Annotated in this window: 21 protein-coding genes; 9 read left to right on the forward strand and 12 right to left on the reverse strand. The window is 57.3% G+C overall.

Annotated features, from left to right (window positions below; all coding sequences use genetic code 11):
* Nucleotides 1-27: 27 nt before the first annotated feature.
* A complete protein-coding gene (locus AC1DNK_RS21700) occupies nt 28-612 on the reverse strand; it encodes a type II toxin-antitoxin system VapC family toxin (RefSeq protein ID WP_477943275.1) in 585 nt (194 codons plus the stop codon).
* A 127-nt stretch (nt 613-739) separates the two neighbouring features.
* On the opposite strand from AC1DNK_RS21700, the gene AC1DNK_RS21705 reads away from it, so the two are divergent.
* The 4 genes from AC1DNK_RS21705 (at nt 740) to AC1DNK_RS21720 (ending at nt 4,225) form a co-directional block, all read left to right on the forward strand.
* Nucleotides 740-943 carry a hypothetical protein gene (locus AC1DNK_RS21705; protein ID WP_477943276.1) on the forward strand — a complete coding sequence of 68 codons (204 nt, stop codon included), beginning with the start codon at nt 740-742 and terminating at the stop codon, nt 941-943.
* A 600-nt stretch (nt 944-1,543) separates the two neighbouring features.
* Entirely contained in the window at nt 1,544-1,924 is a 381-nt protein-coding gene (locus AC1DNK_RS21710) for a hypothetical protein (protein WP_477943277.1), read from the forward strand.
* A gap of 9 nt (nt 1,925-1,933) precedes the next feature.
* Nucleotides 1,934-3,862, forward strand: coding sequence for an AAA family ATPase (locus AC1DNK_RS21715; RefSeq protein WP_477943278.1), 1,929 nt, complete (start codon nt 1,934-1,936; stop codon nt 3,860-3,862).
* 147 nt (nt 3,863-4,009) lie between these two features.
* Entirely contained in the window at nt 4,010-4,225 is a 216-nt protein-coding gene (locus AC1DNK_RS21720) for a hypothetical protein (RefSeq protein ID WP_477943279.1), read from the forward strand.
* 129 nt (nt 4,226-4,354) lie between these two features.
* On the opposite strand, the gene AC1DNK_RS21725 is transcribed toward AC1DNK_RS21720, so the two are convergent.
* Nucleotides 4,355-5,251 (reverse strand): hypothetical protein, encoded by an 897-nt coding sequence (locus AC1DNK_RS21725; RefSeq protein ID WP_477943280.1) that lies wholly within the window; start codon nt 5,249-5,251, stop codon nt 4,355-4,357.
* Nucleotides 5,252-5,493: 242 nt separating this feature from the next.
* Nucleotides 5,494-6,093, reverse strand: coding sequence for a hypothetical protein (locus tag AC1DNK_RS21730; RefSeq protein ID WP_477943281.1), 600 nt, complete (start codon nt 6,091-6,093; stop codon nt 5,494-5,496).
* Nucleotides 6,094-6,382: 289 nt separating this feature from the next.
* Here AC1DNK_RS21730 and AC1DNK_RS21735 point away from each other — a divergent pair, with 289 nt between their 5' ends.
* Nucleotides 6,383-7,339 carry a lysylphosphatidylglycerol synthase transmembrane domain-containing protein gene (locus AC1DNK_RS21735; protein WP_477943282.1) on the forward strand — a complete coding sequence of 319 codons (957 nt, stop codon included), beginning with the start codon at nt 6,383-6,385 and terminating at the stop codon, nt 7,337-7,339.
* Between the two features lie 829 nt (nt 7,340-8,168).
* Nucleotides 8,169-9,362 (forward strand): abortive infection family protein, encoded by a 1,194-nt coding sequence (locus tag AC1DNK_RS21740; RefSeq protein ID WP_477943283.1) that lies wholly within the window; start codon nt 8,169-8,171, stop codon nt 9,360-9,362.
* A 50-nt stretch (nt 9,363-9,412) separates the two neighbouring features.
* Here the strand turns inward: AC1DNK_RS21740 and AC1DNK_RS21745 are convergent, their stop codons facing one another.
* The gene (locus AC1DNK_RS21745; protein ID WP_477943284.1) at nt 9,413-10,384 is read right to left on the reverse strand and encodes a S1 family peptidase; all 972 of its coding nucleotides are present in this window, start codon (nt 10,382-10,384) and stop codon (nt 9,413-9,415) included.
* A gap of 291 nt (nt 10,385-10,675) precedes the next feature.
* Here AC1DNK_RS21745 and AC1DNK_RS21750 point away from each other — a divergent pair, with 291 nt between their 5' ends.
* From AC1DNK_RS21750 to AC1DNK_RS21760, 3 genes are all read left to right on the forward strand, one after another.
* Nucleotides 10,676-10,951 carry a BON domain-containing protein gene (locus AC1DNK_RS21750; protein WP_477943285.1) on the forward strand — a complete coding sequence of 92 codons (276 nt, stop codon included), beginning with the start codon at nt 10,676-10,678 and terminating at the stop codon, nt 10,949-10,951.
* Nucleotides 10,952-10,962: 11 nt separating this feature from the next.
* Nucleotides 10,963-11,238: a hypothetical protein gene (locus AC1DNK_RS21755; RefSeq protein ID WP_477943286.1), complete on the forward strand. Its 276-nt coding sequence runs from the start codon at nt 10,963-10,965 to the stop codon at nt 11,236-11,238.
* A 73-nt stretch (nt 11,239-11,311) separates the two neighbouring features.
* Nucleotides 11,312-11,506 carry a hypothetical protein gene (locus AC1DNK_RS21760; protein WP_477943287.1) on the forward strand — a complete coding sequence of 65 codons (195 nt, stop codon included), beginning with the start codon at nt 11,312-11,314 and terminating at the stop codon, nt 11,504-11,506.
* Between the two features lie 178 nt (nt 11,507-11,684).
* Here AC1DNK_RS21760 and AC1DNK_RS21765 read toward each other — a convergent pair whose 3' ends face one another.
* The 8 genes from AC1DNK_RS21765 to AC1DNK_RS21800 form a co-directional block, all read right to left on the reverse strand.
* On the reverse strand, nt 11,685-12,374 hold the full coding sequence (locus AC1DNK_RS21765) for a 2OG-Fe(II) oxygenase (RefSeq protein ID WP_477943288.1): 690 nt from the start codon (nt 12,372-12,374) through the stop codon (nt 11,685-11,687).
* Nucleotides 12,375-12,381: 7 nt separating this feature from the next.
* Nucleotides 12,382-13,152, reverse strand: a complete 771-nt coding sequence (locus tag AC1DNK_RS21770; protein ID WP_477943289.1) for an NYN domain-containing protein — start codon at nt 13,150-13,152, stop codon at nt 12,382-12,384.
* A 478-nt stretch (nt 13,153-13,630) separates the two neighbouring features.
* Complete coding sequence (locus AC1DNK_RS21775) at nt 13,631-14,203, reverse strand: chlorite dismutase family protein (protein WP_477943290.1); 573 nt, start codon at nt 14,201-14,203, stop codon at nt 13,631-13,633.
* 80 nt (nt 14,204-14,283) lie between these two features.
* On the reverse strand, nt 14,284-15,732 hold the full coding sequence (locus tag AC1DNK_RS21780; protein WP_477943291.1) for a YncE family protein: 1,449 nt from the start codon (nt 15,730-15,732) through the stop codon (nt 14,284-14,286).
* Nucleotides 15,729-16,115 carry a DUF305 domain-containing protein gene (locus AC1DNK_RS21785; protein WP_477943358.1) on the reverse strand — a complete coding sequence of 129 codons (387 nt, stop codon included), beginning with the start codon at nt 16,113-16,115 and terminating at the stop codon, nt 15,729-15,731. The genes AC1DNK_RS21780 and AC1DNK_RS21785 overlap by 4 nt, the downstream gene beginning before the upstream one ends.
* A gap of 425 nt (nt 16,116-16,540) precedes the next feature.
* Complete coding sequence (locus AC1DNK_RS21790) at nt 16,541-17,218, reverse strand: hypothetical protein (protein ID WP_477943292.1); 678 nt, start codon at nt 17,216-17,218, stop codon at nt 16,541-16,543.
* On the reverse strand, nt 17,215-17,601 hold the full coding sequence (locus tag AC1DNK_RS21795; RefSeq protein ID WP_477943293.1) for a hypothetical protein: 387 nt from the start codon (nt 17,599-17,601) through the stop codon (nt 17,215-17,217). Before AC1DNK_RS21795 ends, AC1DNK_RS21790 begins: the two co-directional genes overlap by 4 nt.
* Before the next feature lie 655 nt (nt 17,602-18,256).
* Nucleotides 18,257-20,203 carry a DNA cytosine methyltransferase gene (locus AC1DNK_RS21800; protein ID WP_477943294.1) on the reverse strand — a complete coding sequence of 649 codons (1,947 nt, stop codon included), beginning with the start codon at nt 20,201-20,203 and terminating at the stop codon, nt 18,257-18,259.
* Between the last annotated feature and the right edge of the window lie 247 nt (nt 20,204-20,450).

The raw sequence follows: 20,450 nt of genomic DNA on the forward strand, positions 1-20,450 counted from the left end.
TTTTTCTAATGCAACGCATGCCAGGAGTTACATTGACGGCGGCATTGGGGCGTGAAGTTCAGGTCGCCGGACCAACCTTGGCAGCGTGACAACATCCTGCTCGGCGGCTCCCGGATCGAATGTCGGCAAGGCGACCTTAAACGGGGGCTCGATGAACCACCGTGCCTTGAGAGGATGGTAAAGACCAGGGAGAGGGAACATCTGGTGAATTGCCAGGTAGTCTTCGACATTTCCGCTCATAATCGGGAGCCGATGAACGATCGCTACCGCGGCTATAGACAGGTCGTGCCCGAGCCTGTTGCTTTTCTGATTGCTGTGAACTGTCCACATATGCCGAAGTTCCGGCACAGCGGTCATTTCCGCGTATTTCATGGCAACCGCCATGTTCATTTCAGGAAAGTGGAAGGGCGTTGCGATCAATGCCTTCGTCCAGTCGGCGATCGCCAGCGCCTTCCCGGGATTATCCCTGAGCTTGAGGTTCGCTCCCCGCATAAGCTCCGCTACTACGGGGTAACAAAGAGCGAGCTGGTGGACGCCTACCTTAAGCAGCCACGGTCGCAGGCCGGGCGGAGCCTTAGGATTCCCCATGAAGCTGACAATGTCTGTGTCCATCAAGAGCATCGACGAGTCTTTCGCGAGATTCCTGTGCGGTCGGGCGGCGGATCTTTAAAAACAGTAGGCCAATTCCATTTCAGTGTTACAGTGAACAAACTCTAGTCGCCAACGGAGAGGCTGACCGATGTCGTCACAAAGTTCTGACTGGCAGAGAGATGATGCCGAAGCACGCATCCGCGAAGTGCTCGACGCTGCGAAGGCGCTAGGCGCTCAAAGAGTTGCCGACACTGACGGCCGATTTCTCATCACCTTCGAACCTGTGAAGCAAACGCTGGAGGAGCTGTTCGCCAAACCGGGTCCGTTTGCCGACGGCGACCTCGATCCCTGATCATTTCTCTGCACTTTCGATAGCGGAGCGTAACCGGCGATCGCATTCGCAACAAGAACACCCGGAAAGGTTTCGATCGACATCGATCTAGCCTTTTGTTTCTGCAGCCGAATTTCGTAACGGCGCTACCGAATTGAACCGTTACAGGACACTTTTTTAAGGTCTGGTGCGCCTCTGGCCTTTCCCGGGAGGCGTGCAATCGGTAAATCGTGGTAAATTTTCGGTTGACTATGCCCGGCGCGTTCTCTATCTGTTCCCTCATGAGCGCCGAGCACCTCTCCACCCGCCGAATACGTTGACCGATCACGGGACGGGTCCCGTTGCCACCGATATCGTATTCAGATGGAGTTGAAGGGCATGACGACCTTGCGTGCTCATTCTGCGAGCCGTGACGCTTGCGATCTGCCGATCTACCAACCATACTTTCCGACACATACTCTCAAGTGCCGGGGCCAACCGCTTTTCCGATCGCGGGCGGCACGGGATTACGCGTGCCTCCTCGATCTCGAAGCAGACGTCGTCTCATGGCGCTGCGTCACCGAGCCAATCATCGGGGGAGTTGGGCCGGAGGACCCGCATCAGCACAACGTTGATTTCGAGGTGTGCCTGGACAACGCCACCGTGCTTGTCGATGTCGGGGCAGTCCCGGAAACTCCGACTTGGATCCACGACGCCGCCCGGCGGCTCGGCTGCCGATACCAGTTCGTCTCGACGTCGGAGTTCGCTTCACTACCAAGATTGCAGAATGCACGCGACCTGCTTCGCTACGCGGGATGGGAGGCGGCGCTGGGCGACAGGATCCGTATCCAGATGGCGTTGGAAGAATACGGTTCGCTGACGCTCGCCGAAAGCCTGTCGGCTATCCGGGACGGCAAGCCGATGCAGTCTATCGCTGCGATGATCCTTAAGGGCTTCATCATAGTCGATCTCGATGAGGCCCCGCTTGGGCCAGACACGATCGTCCGCCGCGCCACCGTCTGAGGTTTTCCCATGAGAAGCATTTCCCTGGCCGAGCGTGCCTCGACGCTCGAAGTCCATACCTATGCCTGCGCTATCCGAACCGCGCTGCGTCGCGGCAAGCTGTTCCTGTCGGTTGATCGCCTTCTCGGACTGCGGCTTCCGCCCGCCGCGCGGATCGATGCTTACAAGGATGCGACTGAGACAATCCTGCAGTCCGTCGGACGGAACCGATATGCTATTTCCATTCTTGCAGCCGCTTCGAAGCCAGGGGACATCGACGCGTCCGATGCGATCTACAATACCCGGCATAAGCCCGCCGTCGTCGTGCTCATTGAGGACGGGGCCGAGATCCCGATCGAACTCACTGTCGGTCTGGATGAAATCGTTGATGTCGCACCGATCAATCCACGGCACCTCGTTGCGGCCGCAAAGTCTTCGGTTGCGATGCAGATGCCGCTGGAAACAGCTCGGCAGCTTGCGACCTATGCGCCAAACACGCTCTTCCTGGCACTTCGGCCGGGACGATCTCTGGACGTCGTGTTGGAGAAGCTGTCGATGACAAAGGAGCCCACTCGGTTTTCAAAGCCGAAACCCTGGGAGCCACGGATCGAGGACCTCGAGGGTTACGGCGACGCAAAGCAGTGGGCGCTCGATCTCATCGTCGATCTGAAAGACTGGCGCAAAGACCGAATTTCATGGGATGACGTGTCCTCCGGCCTGCTGCTCAGTGGGCCGCCCGGTACCGGGAAGACCATGTTTGCCGCGGCACTGGCCCGCTCGTGCGGTGCGAACTTCATCGCCACTTCGTCAGCTCAATGGCAGAGTAAGGGACATCTTGGAGACATGCTGCGAGCGATGCGGAGATCGTTTCACGAAGCCGAGTTAGACGGCCCGACCATTCTGCTTATCGACGAGATCGACTCGATTGGGGACAGAGGGGCGTTCGTCGGCCAGAACGTGGATTACAACATCGAAGTCGTGAACGCTCTGCTCGAGCTGCTCGATGGGTCCGGCGGTCGACCCGGCGTGGTCGTTGTCGGCGCCACGAACTACCCCGACAAGGTCGACCCCGCGCTCCGTAGGCCGGGCCGCCTGGATCGGCACTTCGCGTTGCAGCTTCCCGATCTCGAAACGAGAGCGCAGATTGTCGAACTTCATCTCGGCAACGCGACAATTGGGCCTGACGATCTCCGGACCGTCGCAACTGCGACCGTCGGGCGTTCCGGCGCCGACCTCAAACAGTATGTTGCGGATGCGAAGCGGCAGGCCAGGCGCCAGAAGCGGCCCGTCGGGGCAGCGGACATCCTGGGTCTCGTGCCGCCATTGAAGGCGCTTGAGGGCGAGGAGCGACGGATCGCCAGTGTTCATGAATCAGGTCATGCGGCGGTCGGCCTCGCGCTCTCGGTTGCTGAAGTCAGATTCCTTGTCGTAGTCAGGCAGAAAGTGACCGGGCAACCGGGGCAGGGATATGTTGAATGGGAAGTTCCGCCTGCTTCCTTCCGAGGTCGGCAGTCGTACCTGAATAAGATCGCCATGCTCCTGGGTGGCATCGCTGCCGAAAAGGTCTTCTACGGTGATCATTTCGATGGAGCCGGAGGCTTCGTGGGATCGGACCTGCAGCTCGCAACCGATCTGGCCACCCTCATGATCGCCGTGTTCGGTATGGGGGAGACGATGGTCTACACGCACGCACCGACACCCGATCTACTTCAGAGATTGCGCGAGAACGATGTCGATGTCCGGCGGCAGGTGGAGCACGTGCTCTCTGAGCAGCTCGCCAGAGCTTGCGAGATCGTCACGCAGAACCGGGACGGGATCGAACGGCTCGTCGCCGAACTGGAGCGTCGCGACGTAATTCTCGGCAGTGATGTGCGAGGTATCGTGTTTCGGCACGGGGGCCGGCGCCCGAGTGACAATCGATCCCGGCTAGCCGGAGGCAAAGCCCAAACAACGCTTTGAGATCTGCAAGTACGAATCCTTGCGCTGGCAGCGGCACAAGGATTCGTTGCGCCTGTTAACGCCGGGAACAACTCAAAGCTATCAAGCGCGACGTCTGTTTCGGGCCTGGCCGCTGGTCTACCTGCCCGCTGTAAAAGGAACTCGGATTTGGAAACGCAAGACGACCTGCTACTGGACGGCGCCATCATCATCCTGATGCTCGAAAAGTCTGCGGCGTCGAAGCTCGAATTCGAGCTGCAGCAGCTCGGGGCCGACGTTCGCGCGGGAACAGCTAAAGGACACGCTGCCCGACTGACCAGGTTGCTGGCGCCGTACGCAGTGGTCGTGGATCCCGAGGACCGAACCGTTGTCAGCAGTGACTGAGACGATCCTTGGTCTCGCATCGGCGTAGCGCAATTTGTATTCCGGAGACCTTCAAGAAACCTGTCCGGCGCCCAACTTCCTCGCTAAGTCGGGCGGCGGACTGCAGTGCGAGGATTCTGTCACTGATTGTCACTGCTTGACGTTAGACTGCCCAAATGTCCCTTGGCAGTCTTTCGCCAGGCTCCGCTGTGGGCAAGACGTGCCTGATCCGTCGGATTTCTGCGCACTCGTGGTGATAGGGTTGCTAAACACGCCTTGCTTGCCCACGTCCGGACTGCTCCCCCGGCTTCCTCGCTGCCGGACGTTTCCGACTTCGGCCGCGGTGAAGACGTGCGGCTCGAACGCTACCGTCAGCGTATTTCCAGTTGTGCTCTTGGTTTCACCGGAAGCGGTCAGCGCAAGCGGTGCAAGCCCCAGTTCGATCTTGCCGTTGGCGCTGTCCTCGATGCTGATGGCGATTTTGTAGGTGTTGCCGTCCTTCGCGTTGGGCGTCGTCTTGAAGCACACCCTGTTCTTGACCTCACCGGCCTTAATTAGTGCGTTTCGAAGATTGATCAGGCTCCCCGCAATCGGTGCGCTCTGGACCGTTTCCGTTCCGGGATAGGCGAATGCCCGGTTGGGAAGCAAATCCGTTGCGAGAACGAGTTCCTGGGTGTTGGAGATCGATCGGCCAGCACCAACGCCGCCCGATAGTGTCGGACCGCCGCTCGTCACGATCGGGCCAACATCGATGCCGCCTGTCGCACTGGATTCCAGGGTCGTCAGAATTTCGAGCTTCGCCGATGTGATGTCGAAGTCGATGAGCCCGTTCCCGCAGGGCGTGGTCGCGGAGGCGTTGACCACGCTCCGGGTTCCCTGCTCCGAGTTCTGGTAGGCGACATAGACGCTCACCTGGCGCTTCATGTCGTCGACGACACTCTGAATCCGGTCACTCTTGATAGCCTGTATTTTTGATGGCTGGGTTGTAGCGCACCCTGCGAGCGTCGCGGCGGCCACGATGGCCGCGGTTGCCATTTTGAACTTCATGTTCGTTCCCCTCGACAGCGATTTCGAAGAAGCCATGCTGCGAAGGGGATGCTCTCATAAGTTGCCTCAAAAGGCGAGATCTTGGTGCGCTCACCTTTGCGCCTTTCAGCGCTCCTATTCGGGGAAAGTTGGAAGCTAGTGGACCATTTCGTGCCTAGGATCTGACGGCTCGAAGTTCAAATTTCGCTGTTGGATTATCTCGCTTCGCAGAAGGCATAGCCAAAATTCACTTCGGCAGTGCTTCAAATCTGTTCCTGTTGCCGCAGTTCGGCGCCGATCGTAGCGTCGACGACGGCGACGGCTTCCTCCGACGACAAGCCGGATGCAATCAGCTCATCGAAGCGCTCGCCCATCCGGATAAAAAATTCCGGGTGTTTGCGCAGTGTGTTGGAAACCGGATGTCCATTGCGGAACGGATCGCGGGTACTGCCGTCCGGTGCATCGCGCCATTCAATAAAGGGGTCGGGAATGAACTGGAATTGCGAAGCGGCTGGCTGCAGCTGCGGTGTCAGACAAAACCATTCGCCTTGCATTTCGACCACGGAATGCAAAATGAGACTGTGGCCAAGAACCAGCCAACCTGAGACATGACGACTGGTTTTGTCCTCGTCCAGTTCCTCTTGCCTCGCGCAGTTTACATGGCAGTTGTAGGGCTCGAAGCCAAGTTCCAGCAATTGCTGTCGCGGTGGTCGCGCCACGGTGACACGACGGAGTTCGAGAATTTCCGCGACCGTGTCAGCTTCCCAGCGCGACGCAGGCTGGGCGTAGGCCCGCATGTTTTCGGCTGCGAGCTTCGACAGTATTCTCCGGCGCTCTTCTTCTTCATTGATTGTGTTGGTCATTTTCCCTATCGCATGAAAATCGATCGAGCCATTTCGACCAGATTCTGTGACTCATGGGAATTGCCCGCAACCGGAATAAGCGGTGATTCAGTCGGTCAGGGATGCGTAGCGATCCAGGCGGACGATTTCCTTGAGCAGCTAAGTCGTGGTGCCTGTCCCAATCCATTGCCGCCGTTTTCCCATTGATTTTCGAAAGCTATGAAACCTGGGCAAGCGAGCTCTCCCATATTCTAGGGAACCAAATTGACCGAATGGCCGTTCGAAGGAAATCTTCTAATGGCGAGCGATCATGACCCGAAAAAAGATAGTCACCTACCTGATGCTTGTCGTGGGTTTCGGCGTCGCTGGATACCTTCTCTATCATACGTTTCGGGAATATTCGCTCAGCGACATCTCCGCGTCAGTCAGCGAGATCCCAGCGTACAATCTCGCGATGGCGCTGCTCTTTGCTCTCGGCTCGTATCTCTGCCTTACAGGGTTCGATTGCGCGGGTGTTCGATACGTCAAGAACGATCTCGCCTATCCAAAGATCGGCCTCGCTTCATTCATCGCTCTGTCGATAGGTCAAAGTGTTGGGATGTCGGGATTGAGTAGCGGAGCTCTTAGATACCGCTACTACGCGCACTGGGGGATGAGCACGGAAGATGTCGCCAGGATTGTCCTGTTGTCGGGCGTGACGGTCGGCATTGGCATGGCTATTTTGTCCGGCATCGTCATGATCCTAAATCCGGGAGACGCTGCCGGGGTCCTACGATTAGGTGAGCGCACTGTCAGGATGATCGGGATCGGGTGCATAGTGACTGTCCCGGGATACTTGGTGCTGGCAGCCCTTTTGAGAGCACCGCTCAGAATCCGCTCGTGGACGTTCCAGATGCCGACATTGAAAATCGCACTGGCGCAGGTCGTTATTGGCACCGTCAATTTTGCGTTGGTTTCGGCATGCCTTCGCGAAGTCATGGCAGCAAACGCAGATGTCAGCTACCTGAAAGCGGCGACCGCGTTCGCGCTGGCAAATGTCGCAATCCTGGTAACGCACGCGCCGGGCGGCCTGGGTGTTCTTGAAGCGACCGTACGTCATGTCATGGGTGATCAGGCGTCCATCGGCTCCCTGGTCGCATTCCGGGTGATTTACTTCTTCATCCCCTTCTTCATCGGTTTCCCGCTTTCGTTAATCGTGGAGACGATATTTCGGGCACAGAAGGCAAGAATGGGCTCTGCGTCGGCGCCCGAACCTGCTTCGGCATGATCATCTTACGCCGTTGCCTTTGCCTGGGCAAAGCGCTATCAATCAAGCACAATCACGATCACCGGGTCAGCAAGAAATTGCCGGACGGCCGTGACACGGACAGGCCCTGGAGATAGCGTTGAAAGACACGTACCCTCCAGGGGCCGCTCTAAGGCACCGTCAAAGCCCCCCTACACACATCGCATATTTTTCAGGGATTAACAGCGCGACAATGCGCTAGCTTTCCATCTGGACTGTAATGAAATGTTGCCCGTCGCGGCTTCAGGTGAGTGTATGGGCGACGAGCGCCAAAGAGGCCGCCAAGGAAGCGATATCTGAACTCGATTTCAGAGTTGCGAATGCCGGAAGGAAGCCACCCGCAAGTGGGTGGAGGCTGGTGCCACTTCGCGACGATGAATAAGATTGAGCAGGGCGCATGCCAAATTGAGCTTCGACTTTCGTTCTGAAGGCCTCGTATTCGAGATTGAATTCGACGCTGACAGCCCTGAGAGCCCAACATTTTCGACCCTCGCAGTGGACGCGTGATTGAGCCGCGGAGAAATCGGGTTTTCGTCACGAGTGGTTGGAAGCGCTTTCGCAAGCCACTGAAGATTTTCCTAACTAGGGCTTGGTCACCAGGATTGCCGAGCGGGCTGCCCGCCTGTAGACGAGTTTCAGTGGATATCGTCAGCGGCCGAGAAACGATTAACAGCAAGGCAATGATTCCGAGCCGTATATTCGCTATAGAGGGACGATTTCGCAGATCCTATGGTGAGAAGACTTGTCGTACCTTTCAGACGGTTATGAGGATTACCTAGCGACGACCGCTGAACTTCTTTCGGCGGAAGACATGAACGACGCCGCAGATATACTTCGTCGGTCTTCGCCACGGGTTGAAGAAACGGGATATGATAACTGGAACGGCGGCACCAGGATTTGGACGATCTTTCTGGGAGTTGAGCCCGCATTTTTCGCGCGTCTGGCATCAAGTCGGGAATCACTCGAAGAGCAAATCTATAATCGGTTGAAACAAGTCCTAGAGCAATTTACAGAAGATTGGTTCGCGGTGAAAATCGTACCCAATGTGCGAAAACGTCCGGAGTGGCGACAAAGCAAAAGCGATGTCTCCCGAGCAACACGGCAGGACATTTTCGATGGCCTTAGGATCGATCAGGTGGCATGGAGTGGGCGCCTGGGCGAGGTCGAATTCCTAGAACGGCTGTATGATCTCAAGAAATTGCCCTCGGGTGACGGTCGTTTTGCGGACGCTGCCGGAGATATCTGGCAACACCGGGTTAACAACCCCGAAGACTGGAACGACGATTGGATCTACGCCGATGAAAGGTTCAGTCTGCTCGATGGCAGCTCGGATGCATTTCTAAAGTTTCTGTGCGAAATGGTGCACCCTGTCGTGAGGCCCGACCGCAATCTGGCACTTCGCCTCGTTCAGCATTTCAACGATCAACTTCGTAAAGAGGGCTGGCAGCTGGTCGAGGAGGAAAGGATAGCTGGACGTCCGCGTTTCGTCGCACAACATATCCGCAATTCCGGCAGCAGATCTGTTTCTCGCGCTAGATCGGTTGCCGATGCTCTGGACGCAGGTTGGATGCAGAAGGAGATCGCGAGGCTGGAAAATGCAGTTGACCGCGACCCGGCACTTGCCATCGGGACTGCGAAAGAGCTCGTGGAGACGTGCTGCAAGACTATTCTGGCTAAGAAAGGCATTGCCGTTGCAAAAAATGACGACCTGCCAAAGCTCACCAAAACGCTCGCCAAGGAGTTAAAGCTCGTCCCTGAAGGAGTTTCCGATGGAATGAAGGGCGCGAACACAATACGGCTTATCCTCCAGAACCTATCGGTTTTGACGCAGCATATCGCTGAACTGCGCGGATTATACGGGTCTGGGCACGGCCGAGATGGCAAACACCGAGGGTTGGAGCCGAGACATGCACGGCTCGCCGTTGGAGCGGCCGTCGCTTTCATCGACTTCGTGACCGAAACCTATCACGAGCGTCACGTCGAGAAACAGCCAGCGGACGCCTAGCTCATCAGCTATGCGACAGCGTGAAGACGGCAAGTCAGCTAGGTTCAGCGCTACGCGGGCATGTACTCCTGACGCACCGGGTCGAACGAAGCATATATAACATCACGGATAGTGTCTGCCGCCGGATGAACCACTAACTCTTCGCGGCGGCGAGTCGCGGCGATGACTTGACCATTTTCATCGATCCCGACCCAACAAAGTAGACGGCCAGCGTTCAAGGAATCAACGGTCGCAAACGTCGCAGCGGCAGCACTGGAGCCCGAAAACACTACTGCCGACGATAGCACCTCACCTTGGAATCCCATACTCACCAGTCCGACGACATTTCCACCCTCGTTGAACACAGGGCCACCACTCATGCCCCCGGGCCAGTTTGCAGCGACCCGAACAATTGGCCATGGCCGCGTGCTTTCAAAATTCGAGGGCACGATTTCGGTAATGACGCCCTCTGACCCATACAGGTCCAACGTCATCGAACGATCCTCGCCCCGGGAGTAATGATCTTCATCGAGTTCAGCGTATCCAATGGCCATTAGCCTCTCGCCAACTTGCGGTCGCCAACGGCAATCGACGGGGAAAAATAGATCGTGTGACTCCGTCGAATGCTCGAGCCATGTTACAGCGAGTTCAGTGACGTTCCGAACTCGCGGCGGCTGGAACGGCTGACGATCCAGCGAGTTGATTGAGTATAGACCTCGAAATGGCGTCCAAGCATCCGAAGCTAGTTGCATTTGACCATACGGCAAAATCGGAACGTCAAGTGCATTCAGACGAACATCATCGCGCAAAACTGATCTTCCATCCGCATCGGCCACAACCATGTCCTCGATAACATGAAACGCAGTTGCACAGCAGCCCCACGGATCGATGCGGAAGGCGGTTCCCTGTCCCACAGGTCTGTCTTCTGGATAGCGGGGGTCAAACTTGAACAGGGGAAGAATCCGTGCTCGGATTCCAGGCTCCTGCACAATAAACAGACCCCGATCATCAAGAAATTCTGGGACGACAGGAAAGGGCATCATTACTCTCGATGGCGCGTTGAAGGGTAAGCTCCCATGCCATCGTCGGTGAGCTTGTGCAAGCTCGCCGACGATCCGGGGTCAGTCGGGGTGGGGAGAGCAATCTCACCCTGGTTGCCAGCCGTCTCAATGCAGCTTCGACCGCGAGTGCGGCGTCTTGGGTTGCCTTGTCCGTCTTATCGTCAAAGGTTGCGGCCGATATGATCGGTACTCGTGCCATTACAGGGGAAGCGCACAAAGCATCCGTGAAACATTCGTGAGATAGCGGAGTTATCTGTGTTGGAGGACTCCGAAATGGTTATTCGCTTCGACGGTTCAGCACACGATAATTCCTGTGCAGCCGGGTCAAATTCATTTTCGATGAAAGCTTCGATCACCGCGTCGTGGGCCGCTGATCCAGAGCTGGATAGCAGCGGCATCGTCATATCCATTCTTGGGCCCATCGTCGTTCTTGAAGGATATCTTTCAGTCAAAGACCACCGCACCGTTGCAGTTCGAATAGCGGAAGCAGTGGTCGGAGTAGGGAACGTTCGCGATCGGATGCTTTACCGATACAGCGCACATCATTGAGGAGTTTGCAGATGAAGAACATCACCGACTGGCTGGAAGACAAGTTAGACGACCAGAGCTTGACAAGCGGCTCGGGTGAGCAGTCTGGAGCCTATGAGCAACAAGCGGAAGCACTTCGCGCGGAGGCCGAAGCAGATGGCTTTAGCGCTCAACAACTCACGGAAGCGTGCGGCGGTGACATAGCTGCCTTTCTGCGCGACCGAGTCCTACCGAGAGCATCAAATGACGATGGCGACATCGTCGGCAATGCCATTCCAGTGCCTCCACTCGGCTTCAAGCAGGAATAGCTGGATGCGAGAATGTGGACCGTCTTCGAGACCCTCGTCGGTGCACATGACCCGAGAAACCGCGAGGCGTTACGTGGGCGCGTTGATTGCTGTAGGTAGTGACATCAGCGCCGTCGGGACGGATTATTATGTCATCGTCGATCAATGTGATCCTTCCGACAAGCACGCACAGCGCCGAATTGAAAAGGTCACGAACACCTTCGGCGACATGACTCATCTCAAGAGCGAAATTATCGCGTATCTTCACGCCATTGGGCGCTTCACTTGATTGCAAGAACTGCTCGATGACGGAGTTGCAGGAGCGCTATGACAGCGCCGCTCGCGACAAAAGAAAACCCCGGTCAAGTCCCGGGGTAGAAGTTGGATAACGCGCTGCGGGGAGGGAGTTCGCAGCGTACAACGATCGAGCAGACCACATCTTGGTTCCGTCAATGCGGTGAATATCATTAGCTTGCGTCGTGGAAAATGATGCCGACCGTATGGCGTTGTCCGGAGCGAATGCGGCTTACACCGTGGCGCATGTTGACCCTGTAATTGCCTTTCGTTCCTTGGACCGGCCGATTATGAACTGCGAAAGCGACGGCATCGCCCTTGCGGAGCGGGACAACTTCGGCGCGGCACTGCATCCTCGGTCGTTGCTCGGTCAGGACGAATTCGCCGCCAGTGAAGTCTTTCTCTGGTTCCGAAAGCAGAATCGCCACCTGGATAGGGAACGCGAGATCGCCATAAAGATCCTGGTGCAGACAGTTGAAGTCGCCTGGGCCGTATTGCAGCAGCAGGGGCGTAGGCCGTAATTGTCCGACCAGACGGCACTGTTGAAGAAATGCTGCGTGCGTATCAGGGTAACGCTTGTCGATGTGCATCCGCTCGTTCCATTGATTGGCCAGTCCTGCCAGCTGCGGATAGAGCGCTGTACGCAATCCCTGAAGAAGATCCGGAAGTGGATACCGAAAATAGCGGTATTCGCCTTTTCCAAATCCATGCCGGGCCATGTGGACGTGGCTGCGAAAATGGCTTTCATCGGCGTAAAGCGATGCGAATTTGGCGCTGCATCCGGCGGCGGACGGCTTCGGTTGCTTGCGAGTTTGACGGCATGCCGACAGCAGTATCAGCTGGTCAAGGCAGGAGCATGGCATTGGCTGCTCACGCCTTCTTCAAGCGAACCAACATGGTCTTCGGGTTGTCGAGAGAGCGTTCGACGTCGGCTATTCCTGATGCTTTAACGAGGTCACTCAGTCGCGGGAAACCATAGTTTCGGGCGTCAAAGTCAGGCGCCTGCTTTGCGAGGTGCCCGCCGACTTGAGCTAGGTTCGCACGGCCGTCCTCATCGGCAGTGGCAACGATCGCTTTGGTCAGCATCTGCTTAGCTGCCTTGGTGAGCCCTGGCTTTTTCGTCTGCTGCTTGTTCTGGGATGGGATTGCATCAGCTTTTTGCTGTATTGGGGTAGCCCCTTGGTCGGCTTCTGCAGCCTGCGTGTTGAGAACGTCAAAATATACGAACTTGTCACATGCGGTGATAAATGGACGTGGTGTCTTGCGCTCTCCGAAGCCATAGACCGTCACGCCCTGTTCGCGGATCCTCGCCGCGAGCCGAGCGAAATCGCTATCGCTTGACACAATGCAGAAGCCGGAGAACCGCCCGGTGTAAAGCAGGTCCATCGCATCGATGATCATCGCGCCGTCCGTTGCGTTTTTGCCCGTCGTATAAGCGAATTGCTGAATCGGTTGGATGGAGTGCTCAAGAAGGCAGTCCTTCCATCCCTTGAGATTTGGCCCGGTCCAATCCCCGTAAACACGTTTTACGCTTGCCGTCCCGTAATTCGCGATCTCGGCCATCAGCCCGACCACAATCTTGGGCGAGGCATTGTCGCCGTCGATCAGCAGCGCCAATGTTCCAGAGTTTTCCGCTGCCATCTCGTTTCCCACCCTTTGGAACAAGCATAGCGCACGAAAAAGTCTAACGTAAACCAGAATGCTACCGTGGTAACGCCCGTCCCCAGTGAACGCTCGCTGAGTGCGATCAGTCGTCGGGTTCAGAATTCGGTGGAATTGTCGGTATTCGTCACGAGCGGTTGAAATGGGCTTGCGGCCGACAGCTTTTCGCCCGAGCATATTTCAGAGAGAGCATCAAAACTCGCTCTGCCGTTCCGAAGATGTCACCCCTTCGCACCTATAAGGATGTTGCTGGGCATGTATCGCGGAGACTGAAGCGGCAGAACGTGGCTCGATCAAAAGCGGCGCTCGCAGCGCCTGTGCCGTCGGAGCGAGTAACGCTCCGATCCCGCCTCACCAGGCCGGGACGGCGACGGGAAACCGGGACACTGGCCGCAGCATGTATCAGGCCCTGGGACAGGCGTGAAGTACCGCTCCTCCAAAATGTCCGGCACTGTCCTCAAACTTCGGCCTTACACAGACGGATGTCGATCTCGCGATCGATGAACGTCCACTCCTTTGTAGCCCTTAGGTGACCGAGCATTTCGTCGAAAGCTGGCTCGTCCTTGGGCGCATAGTCAAGAAAGCCGAGGAAGTCGAAAGGCTCGCTCGTTTCCATGTCCCTGCAGTGCAGTAGCTTGCGAGCGATCGCCGGAAGGTAGCGAAGCCCGATCCCAATGTGATGGGACTGTTCTTCAAGGATATGTCTACGTTCGTCCTGCGGCAGAGCCCACCATTCCGCGCTCTTGCGCAACAGGATGAGAGCTGCCCGCGTCGCTTCCGGACGGCCAACTGGAACCTGCCTACTAAGCAATTCGTGCTTCTCTGAGGTAGTCGTGTAGCGGTCGTTTGTCGTCACCCCACGCAGCACCCAAACTGCATCCCCTTGTGCAGCGTGACTACCTGTTTTCATCGCGATCCGGGACGCCGCCTCTAGGGAGTGGCCAGCCAACGTCCTTTGCGAGAGGACAGACCACTCGCCCCCTTGGCCGCCGATTAAAGTTGTGACTCTTGAGGTCGTGTTCGAATCCATCAGGCTGTCTCCAAAACATTTGCAAACCATAACGAGCTCTGTCTCGCTTCCGTCAGGCCTCCCATGGGGGCCACGAAACCTCATCTTCGTTGTATCTGGACGACTTCGCCTGGCTGGCCGCCTAGCGACCTAGCGACCACCAGATAGCGCTGCTCGTCCTTGTGCCTGGCCTGGACGATCTGCCGAATGGGACCGACTGCATTGACGATCGCCGCACCTGCCGGGTTGGTCACGAAGCTCGACAGGCTCTGCAAAGGGCCGCTGCCGTCAGGCTTTTCCGAAAGAGCAAGGACATAGGGTGTCTTTGGATCCAGTCCGGTTACCGATGCCTGCAGCACCTGTGTCAGTCCCTGGTCGAACAGCGAGACCGATGTCGGCGTCTTGTCCTTTGAGCCCTCTGGGCCGAGATTGAAATGGGCTGCTCCACCCGCGGTAACGAGAGGCACGAGGTTCTGCATGCCATCCCCCATGGGCACGGCATTCGGCACATAGTTGACGGCCTGTGCCGCTTGGCCGATCGGGATCGTCGCGATGACCTTGTTGGTCAGCGTATCGATCGCGGCCATTGCATCGGCGTTTTCAAGGCCGACATAGACGCGCGTGCCGTCGCCGGAGGGCCAGACACCGTGTGGCAGTTTGCCAACGGGGATGGTCGCGACTTGCTCGAAATTGTCGGTGCGGAATACTTTGACCTCGTTGAGGCCGCCTACGGTGATGTAAGCGAAGCTGCCGTTCTTGTTGGTGAGGAGGTTGACATGGTTGGTGATTGGTCCGGTGTCGATCGTCTTGATCAATTCGAAGGGCGCCTGGGCGTTGAAGACCTGCACCTTGCCAGTGTCCTTCAATGTGAGCCAGACCTGCTTTCCATCAGGCGAGGCCGCGATATTGGGGCAGAAGGGGCTCGCCTGCTTCACATGGCCGACGATCTGGTGATCGGCGACGCTGATGACGACGGTCTCCGGATTGAAGGACGAGCAGATATAGCCGTATTTGCCCTCAGGAGAGAAGATTTGCATGCCAGGCCCGGCAGGCACTTTGATCTGCGCCTTCTCTTCGAAGGTGGCGGCGTCGATGACGGAGACATAGTCCTCGCCACGAACCGTTACCCAGACTTCCTTGCCATCGGGCGTGTAGAAAGCCTCATGCGGCGAGCGGCCGACATATGTGGTTTGCTTCACCGCGTTTGTTGCAGTATCGATGAAGGTCACCGAGTTCGAGCCGATCGAGACCACGGCAATGGTCTTCTTGTCGGGCGAGAAGCCCATTCCGTGGACGAGAACCTGCCCCTTGTAGAGCGGGCTCAAATTGCCAGGCTGGGGATCGCCGAGTTTGATGACCCCAAGTAGCTTGTTGGTTGAAGGGTCGATCACCGACACGGTGTTCGAGAACTGTTCCGCGGCGTAGACGCGGTCCTTGCTGCTGACCGGGATATCGGCGTCGGAGGCGGCGAAGGGTACCTGACCCGCCAAGGCGGAAGGAGGACTGAGGGTGCTCGCGATGACGGCGGCTATCCGGGTGATGTAGTTCACTGTAGGACGCCCCCGTGATCGTGATGGGTGGCGTCCGGGTACAACGGCACTTCGGTGGGGGTTGAAGACTTGGCTGCGGACGAGGGGGGCAGTGGGACACCGATTGCCAACTTCATGGCGGCGATTTCCTGCTGCTGTTCTACGATGATCTCCTGGGCAATTCGCCTGAGCTGTTCGTTCTTGCCGTATTTCAACACGGCGATCGCCATGTCGATGGCGCCTTGATGATGGGGCGTCATCAGGGCAACGAAGTCCTTGTCTACGTCTCCGCTCGACGGGTAGTCCATAGCACCCATCATTGCTCCCATCGCCGCGCCTGTTTCCGCGAGGAAAGCGGCTTCGGGCCCTTCGCCCTGCACAGGTTGGGCGATCAAGAGAAGCAATCTGAAGAGCGCGCAACTCAATCCTAACAAGCATCCTGGAAGTCGCTGCATCGAAGTGCCTATCGGTTCGCAGCCTATTTGAGTTCTGGTCTACACCTCGGTGCTGGTTCGCTATTCCGAGTTCGTCCGAAATCGAGTTTGTCGGAATGGAGGTGCTGTGGAGCTTGTTGGAAACCGTATTTGCGCGGCAATTCCACTAAGCCTTCGGCAGAACCCTTAGTGAAGTATGGTCGAAAGTTAGGGAATTTAGATCCGGACAGGCCCAGGCCGGATTGTTTGATGACGGCGAGAAGGGTCCCCGGTTCGTCCAACGACAAATCGGCACGACGTTTCTTGTATCGCGGTAGGCCAACATATGGGGAACCCATGGAGACCGATATGTCGGAGACTATCCGAACCATTCAATCGACCGACGTCGAGCCCTGCTATCGCCCATTTATCGCCAGCCTAAAGAAGGAATTGGCACCAGTCTTGCGGCAGCTAAATATTGTCCCAAGCCTCAACAGCTTCGATGAGGAAGAGGGCCTGGTTATCGAATTATGCGTTCGACGTGACACGGCGACCCTGAACGCACGCTGTGCTAGATGCAAGAGCGCCTTCGGTAGCCGCAACTCCATGTCGAACAGCCCGTCGTCGCGCAGACGCAAACGGGCGAACTGGTTGCCGCTCTCCCTGGAGCTGTTGCCATCGAGCGTGAACTGAGCGGAGCGAACCGCTGTCCATTGATCACGCCATTTCTTGTGGCTCGGAAATCCGTTGGCTTGAAGCCTGTAGCGGGCACGCAAAAGCTTCCGCGACCCGAAGCACACGCTAGGGTCGGCCGCCTGCTTTCTCGCCTCGTCCAGCTTGACTTCCAGCACGGCAAGCCTTCGCTTGTGCTGGTGAAGTGCCGCTCTGATGGTGCGGATCCGGGCGCGGATTGAATTTTGCGCACCGCGTTTCGCATGGAGTTGATCGATATAGACTTTCAGCGCAAACAGCTGCTTCTCACGTATCAAATCCTCGGCTGCCGCCAACATAGCCCGGCGCTTCATGATCTTCGCGACAACTGCGTCAATCTCAGCCGGAAGCTTCGCCCGCTCAACAATTGCCTTGGCGATCACCTTTTCCTTGCGCGCGATATCAGTGCGTTGCTGGCGATCTTGGACGTCAGATCCTTCACCCGGCCAGCAGCCAACTCGGAGACCGACTTCAGCTTTCCCTTTAGCTGTCGATAAGCCATGTCGAGGTGCATCGATGAAAGGCCGAGGTGCTGATAGAAGGACACCTTGAGGTCTCCGGTCCAAGTCCGTCTGGCCTTGAGCTTTGCGAGCAAGAGACGTTCCGCCCAACTCATCAGTGTCGCGTACTCATCGAGAACGGCGAATAGCGATGGGCCTTTGGCCGCCCGCAAATCCAGTCGTGTCTCGAACGTTCTGATCAACGCGCCGTCACCCTTTAAACCGCTTCCTAAGAAAATGGTCCGGGCAAAACCAATCGGCAGCAAGAGGGCGGACAGGAAAATCTTTAGCGCCTTGGGAAAATGGCATCAGTCGCAGGTCAAGTCATCCGTAACGAATATCCGTTTTCGCTGATGTCATGCTCCGAAAGCGGTTGGATCGGAACGAAGCTTCCATCGAGACCAGCTAAATATCGTTGTAGGACCGACCGGTTGACCCCATGCTCGAACGAACGTTTTCGAGTATAATAGACAGGTCCGGCGAGCGAAATATGGTAGCAGACGGTTGCGCCACCTCAACGCGACAAAAGCTCCTTGTCTAAATGTGTTCGACCGCGAACCTGAGATCGAACACAAGAAAGCAATCCGCCCGAAATCTCGAACAACCGTCCAAAGAATGTTCGTAATCGACCTACAGCGCTATTGAATCGATTTAAATTAGGGGACTATGAATCGAATCTTAGGGGACTTCGGATTCGAGCCATTGCGATTCACCAGCAGATTCATGTGCTTGACCCCCCTCTCGAAATTCCCGAATCTACAGGAATCCTTTTTGGAGAAAGCGCCCGTCGCGACTGGCCTTGTCGACTTGGTGCGCTGCACGTCGACACTGCTCGCCGGACTCGAAAACATTCCGCCCGTCAACCAGCCGACAGGGAATCTTTGCTGTTGCTGAGTCGCTCAGCGGCCCGGTACGCTCGAATCATGAACCTTCCAAAACCCGAGAAACAGCCTCTTGCGAATGCACCAAATCCATGTCCAGCGACGGCGGTTCAACGACCTGACGACGCACCGCATCCTCCGGCCAGAGCATTGCCTCCCAGTCGATACGCATGTTTCGCATCGCTCCGAACAGCGCCAGCCCGGCAGCCTGAGCCAATCGCGGAGGAACCGCGTTACCGATTTGCCTGGAAACGGCGCCCTTGCCCCCCGAGAACACCCAGTCGTCCGGGAAATTCTGCAGGCGCGCTTTCATCCGCAACGTCAGTTCCGGCTTGAATCCTTCGACCGCAGCGTCTTCGTTGGTAGGCGCCTCGTTCGAAAGCTTGGACATGTCGAAGCCCAGACCATCCCATTTCGTCTCGGCGTTGTTCCGGCGCTTGCCCCGGCTGGTCACCAACGTCGACGCTTGCGCACCATACGCGACGAGGTTTCCTTGTCTATCGGTGACCGGGTATTCACGCATCTCGCGCGCCCAATTTTCGGCCCCGCTCCAGCCGTTCTCGGCCATCAGGTCGATGAGTGCATCCCCGAGTGTGGCTCGCCGGGAAGGGAAGGCGGGCGGCAGCCGGAAGGCACCAGCGTAGTCCTTATTCATACCGACGATCAGGATGCGTGTGCGAGACTGAGCAATGCCGAAGTCGCTCACTTCCAGACGGTGGATCTCGGTCTCGTATCCGGCCTTCCGGAAGCCGCGCAGCATGTCTGCAAGATGGGCCGAATGGCGCGCGTGCAGTAGCCCGACGACGTTTTCGAACATAAAGGCGCGAGGGCGCACTTCCCGCACGATCCGGACCGCCTCGGGAAGGAGATCGCGAGGATCGTCTTTGCCGAGCTTCTTGCCTTCCTGCGAGTACGGCTGGCAGGGAAGACCTCCGGCGATGAGAGCGATGTTCTGGTCGCGATAGGGCCGGAAATCGACTGTTCGGATGTCGTCCGTGAATACCTCCCAGTCGGGTCGATTGCGGCGTAGCGTGGCGGCCGCCTGCTTGTCGAACTCGTAGAGGGCGGCATGGGCGAAGCCTGCTCGCTCAAGCCCGATGGACATGCCTCCGGCTCCCGCACACAGCTCCAACGCCCTCAGCTTCACCCGGTGCGGCGGCTGCTCGTCAAGGATACGGTTGCGACCGTCCCAGCCGCCGGGTGGCGTCAGCATGCCAGCAAGCTTGCGCAGCGCCGTCGTCAACTTGTATTCGGGGGATGCAAACCGATTGGTTTCGCCCGGGCGAAATTCCTTGCCGTCGACGATGGAGCAGAGCGCCTCGAAGCCGATCGTGACGACGTCCGCGGTCTTTCGAGCGGACGGATTGGCTCGCAGTCGGTCTTCGCCGAAGATATCCAAGCATTCGTTTCGCAGGCCAGCGGCTTCCCGACGCGTACCTTCCGATCCAAGAACCGTCGCCCGATCCTTCCAGTCAGTTTTCTCAAGTCGCAAGACAAGCAGCCGAAGCTTCGACTGGAAGGCCTCGGACGTCGCGGCCGCCTTCGTCCTTGCAGCCGCTCTCACGGCTCTGTTGTGCTTCTCAATGGCGACGTGGAAAGGTGTCAGCTTCGCTGCGTGCAACCGTTTCCGGATAGCTGAGATCTCGCGGTCGTCGATGCGGGCGCCCAGCTCCATGCGGGCGAGAACTTCGGCACGGGCGTCGTCGTCTGCCGCGACCAACGCTTTCAGGACAGGGAACGATGCGCGAGCACTTTCGAGCAAGTCTTCGCTGCCCTTGAGCTTCTCCGAGAAAGCGACGTAGGTCGACAGCTCGGTGGCAGGCAAGTTGCACGTCACCCGAAGGAATTCTCGTGCTTCCTTGGCGGGCATCATTTCCCGAAGCTTCTCGACTTCGGCGGCCATCTTAAGGATCCGACTTGTCATCTGCTTTTGCAGGCTTGTTACCCGCCTCGCGAGGTCGCTCAGGGCCTGTGCTTTCGAATCCATTTCCAGCCGTCCGTGTGTCGTTTCGGCACGACCGATATCCGGGCGCCTCTTAAAGGCCCGGGAAAGGATTCATTCAAATGCGATCGATTCTCAGCTTTCGCTAGAAATAGCGCCGGAGGGGCCTTGGTGACTTCCTCGCGAGATCGATCAAATTCGAAATCGCGCAGCCTCACAAATTGCTAGGGTCAGCCTCCAGATCGTTATGGAGACCAAGCAGATGACCCAGATCAATCGCGCCGCGAGAACT

Source organism: Rhizobium sp. 01N424, from assembly GCF_056399485.1.

Coding starts and splice junctions, on each gene's coding strand:
- AC1DNK_RS21700 (WP_477943275.1), bottom strand. CDS start 612: ATGGACACAGACATTGTCAGCTTCATGGGGAATCCTAAGGCTCCGCCC.
- AC1DNK_RS21705 (WP_477943276.1), top strand. CDS start 740: ATGTCGTCACAAAGTTCTGACTGGCAGAGAGATGATGCCGAAGCACGC.
- AC1DNK_RS21715 (WP_477943278.1), top strand. CDS start 1,934: ATGAGAAGCATTTCCCTGGCCGAGCGTGCCTCGACGCTCGAAGTCCAT.
- AC1DNK_RS21725 (WP_477943280.1), bottom strand. CDS start 5,251: ATGAAGTTCAAAATGGCAACCGCGGCCATCGTGGCCGCCGCGACGCTC.
- AC1DNK_RS21730 (WP_477943281.1), bottom strand. CDS start 6,093: ATGACCAACACAATCAATGAAGAAGAAGAGCGCCGGAGAATACTGTCG.
- AC1DNK_RS21735 (WP_477943282.1), top strand. CDS start 6,383: ATGACCCGAAAAAAGATAGTCACCTACCTGATGCTTGTCGTGGGTTTC.
- AC1DNK_RS21740 (WP_477943283.1), top strand. CDS start 8,169: ATGAACGACGCCGCAGATATACTTCGTCGGTCTTCGCCACGGGTTGAA.
- AC1DNK_RS21745 (WP_477943284.1), bottom strand. CDS start 10,384: ATGATGCCCTTTCCTGTCGTCCCAGAATTTCTTGATGATCGGGGTCTG.
- AC1DNK_RS21750 (WP_477943285.1), top strand. CDS start 10,676: ATGGTTATTCGCTTCGACGGTTCAGCACACGATAATTCCTGTGCAGCC.
- AC1DNK_RS21755 (WP_477943286.1), top strand. CDS start 10,963: ATGAAGAACATCACCGACTGGCTGGAAGACAAGTTAGACGACCAGAGC.
- AC1DNK_RS21765 (WP_477943288.1), bottom strand. CDS start 12,374: ATGCCATGCTCCTGCCTTGACCAGCTGATACTGCTGTCGGCATGCCGT.
- AC1DNK_RS21770 (WP_477943289.1), bottom strand. CDS start 13,152: ATGGCAGCGGAAAACTCTGGAACATTGGCGCTGCTGATCGACGGCGAC.
- AC1DNK_RS21775 (WP_477943290.1), bottom strand. CDS start 14,203: ATGGATTCGAACACGACCTCAAGAGTCACAACTTTAATCGGCGGCCAA.
- AC1DNK_RS21800 (WP_477943294.1), bottom strand. CDS start 20,203: ATGGATTCGAAAGCACAGGCCCTGAGCGACCTCGCGAGGCGGGTAACA.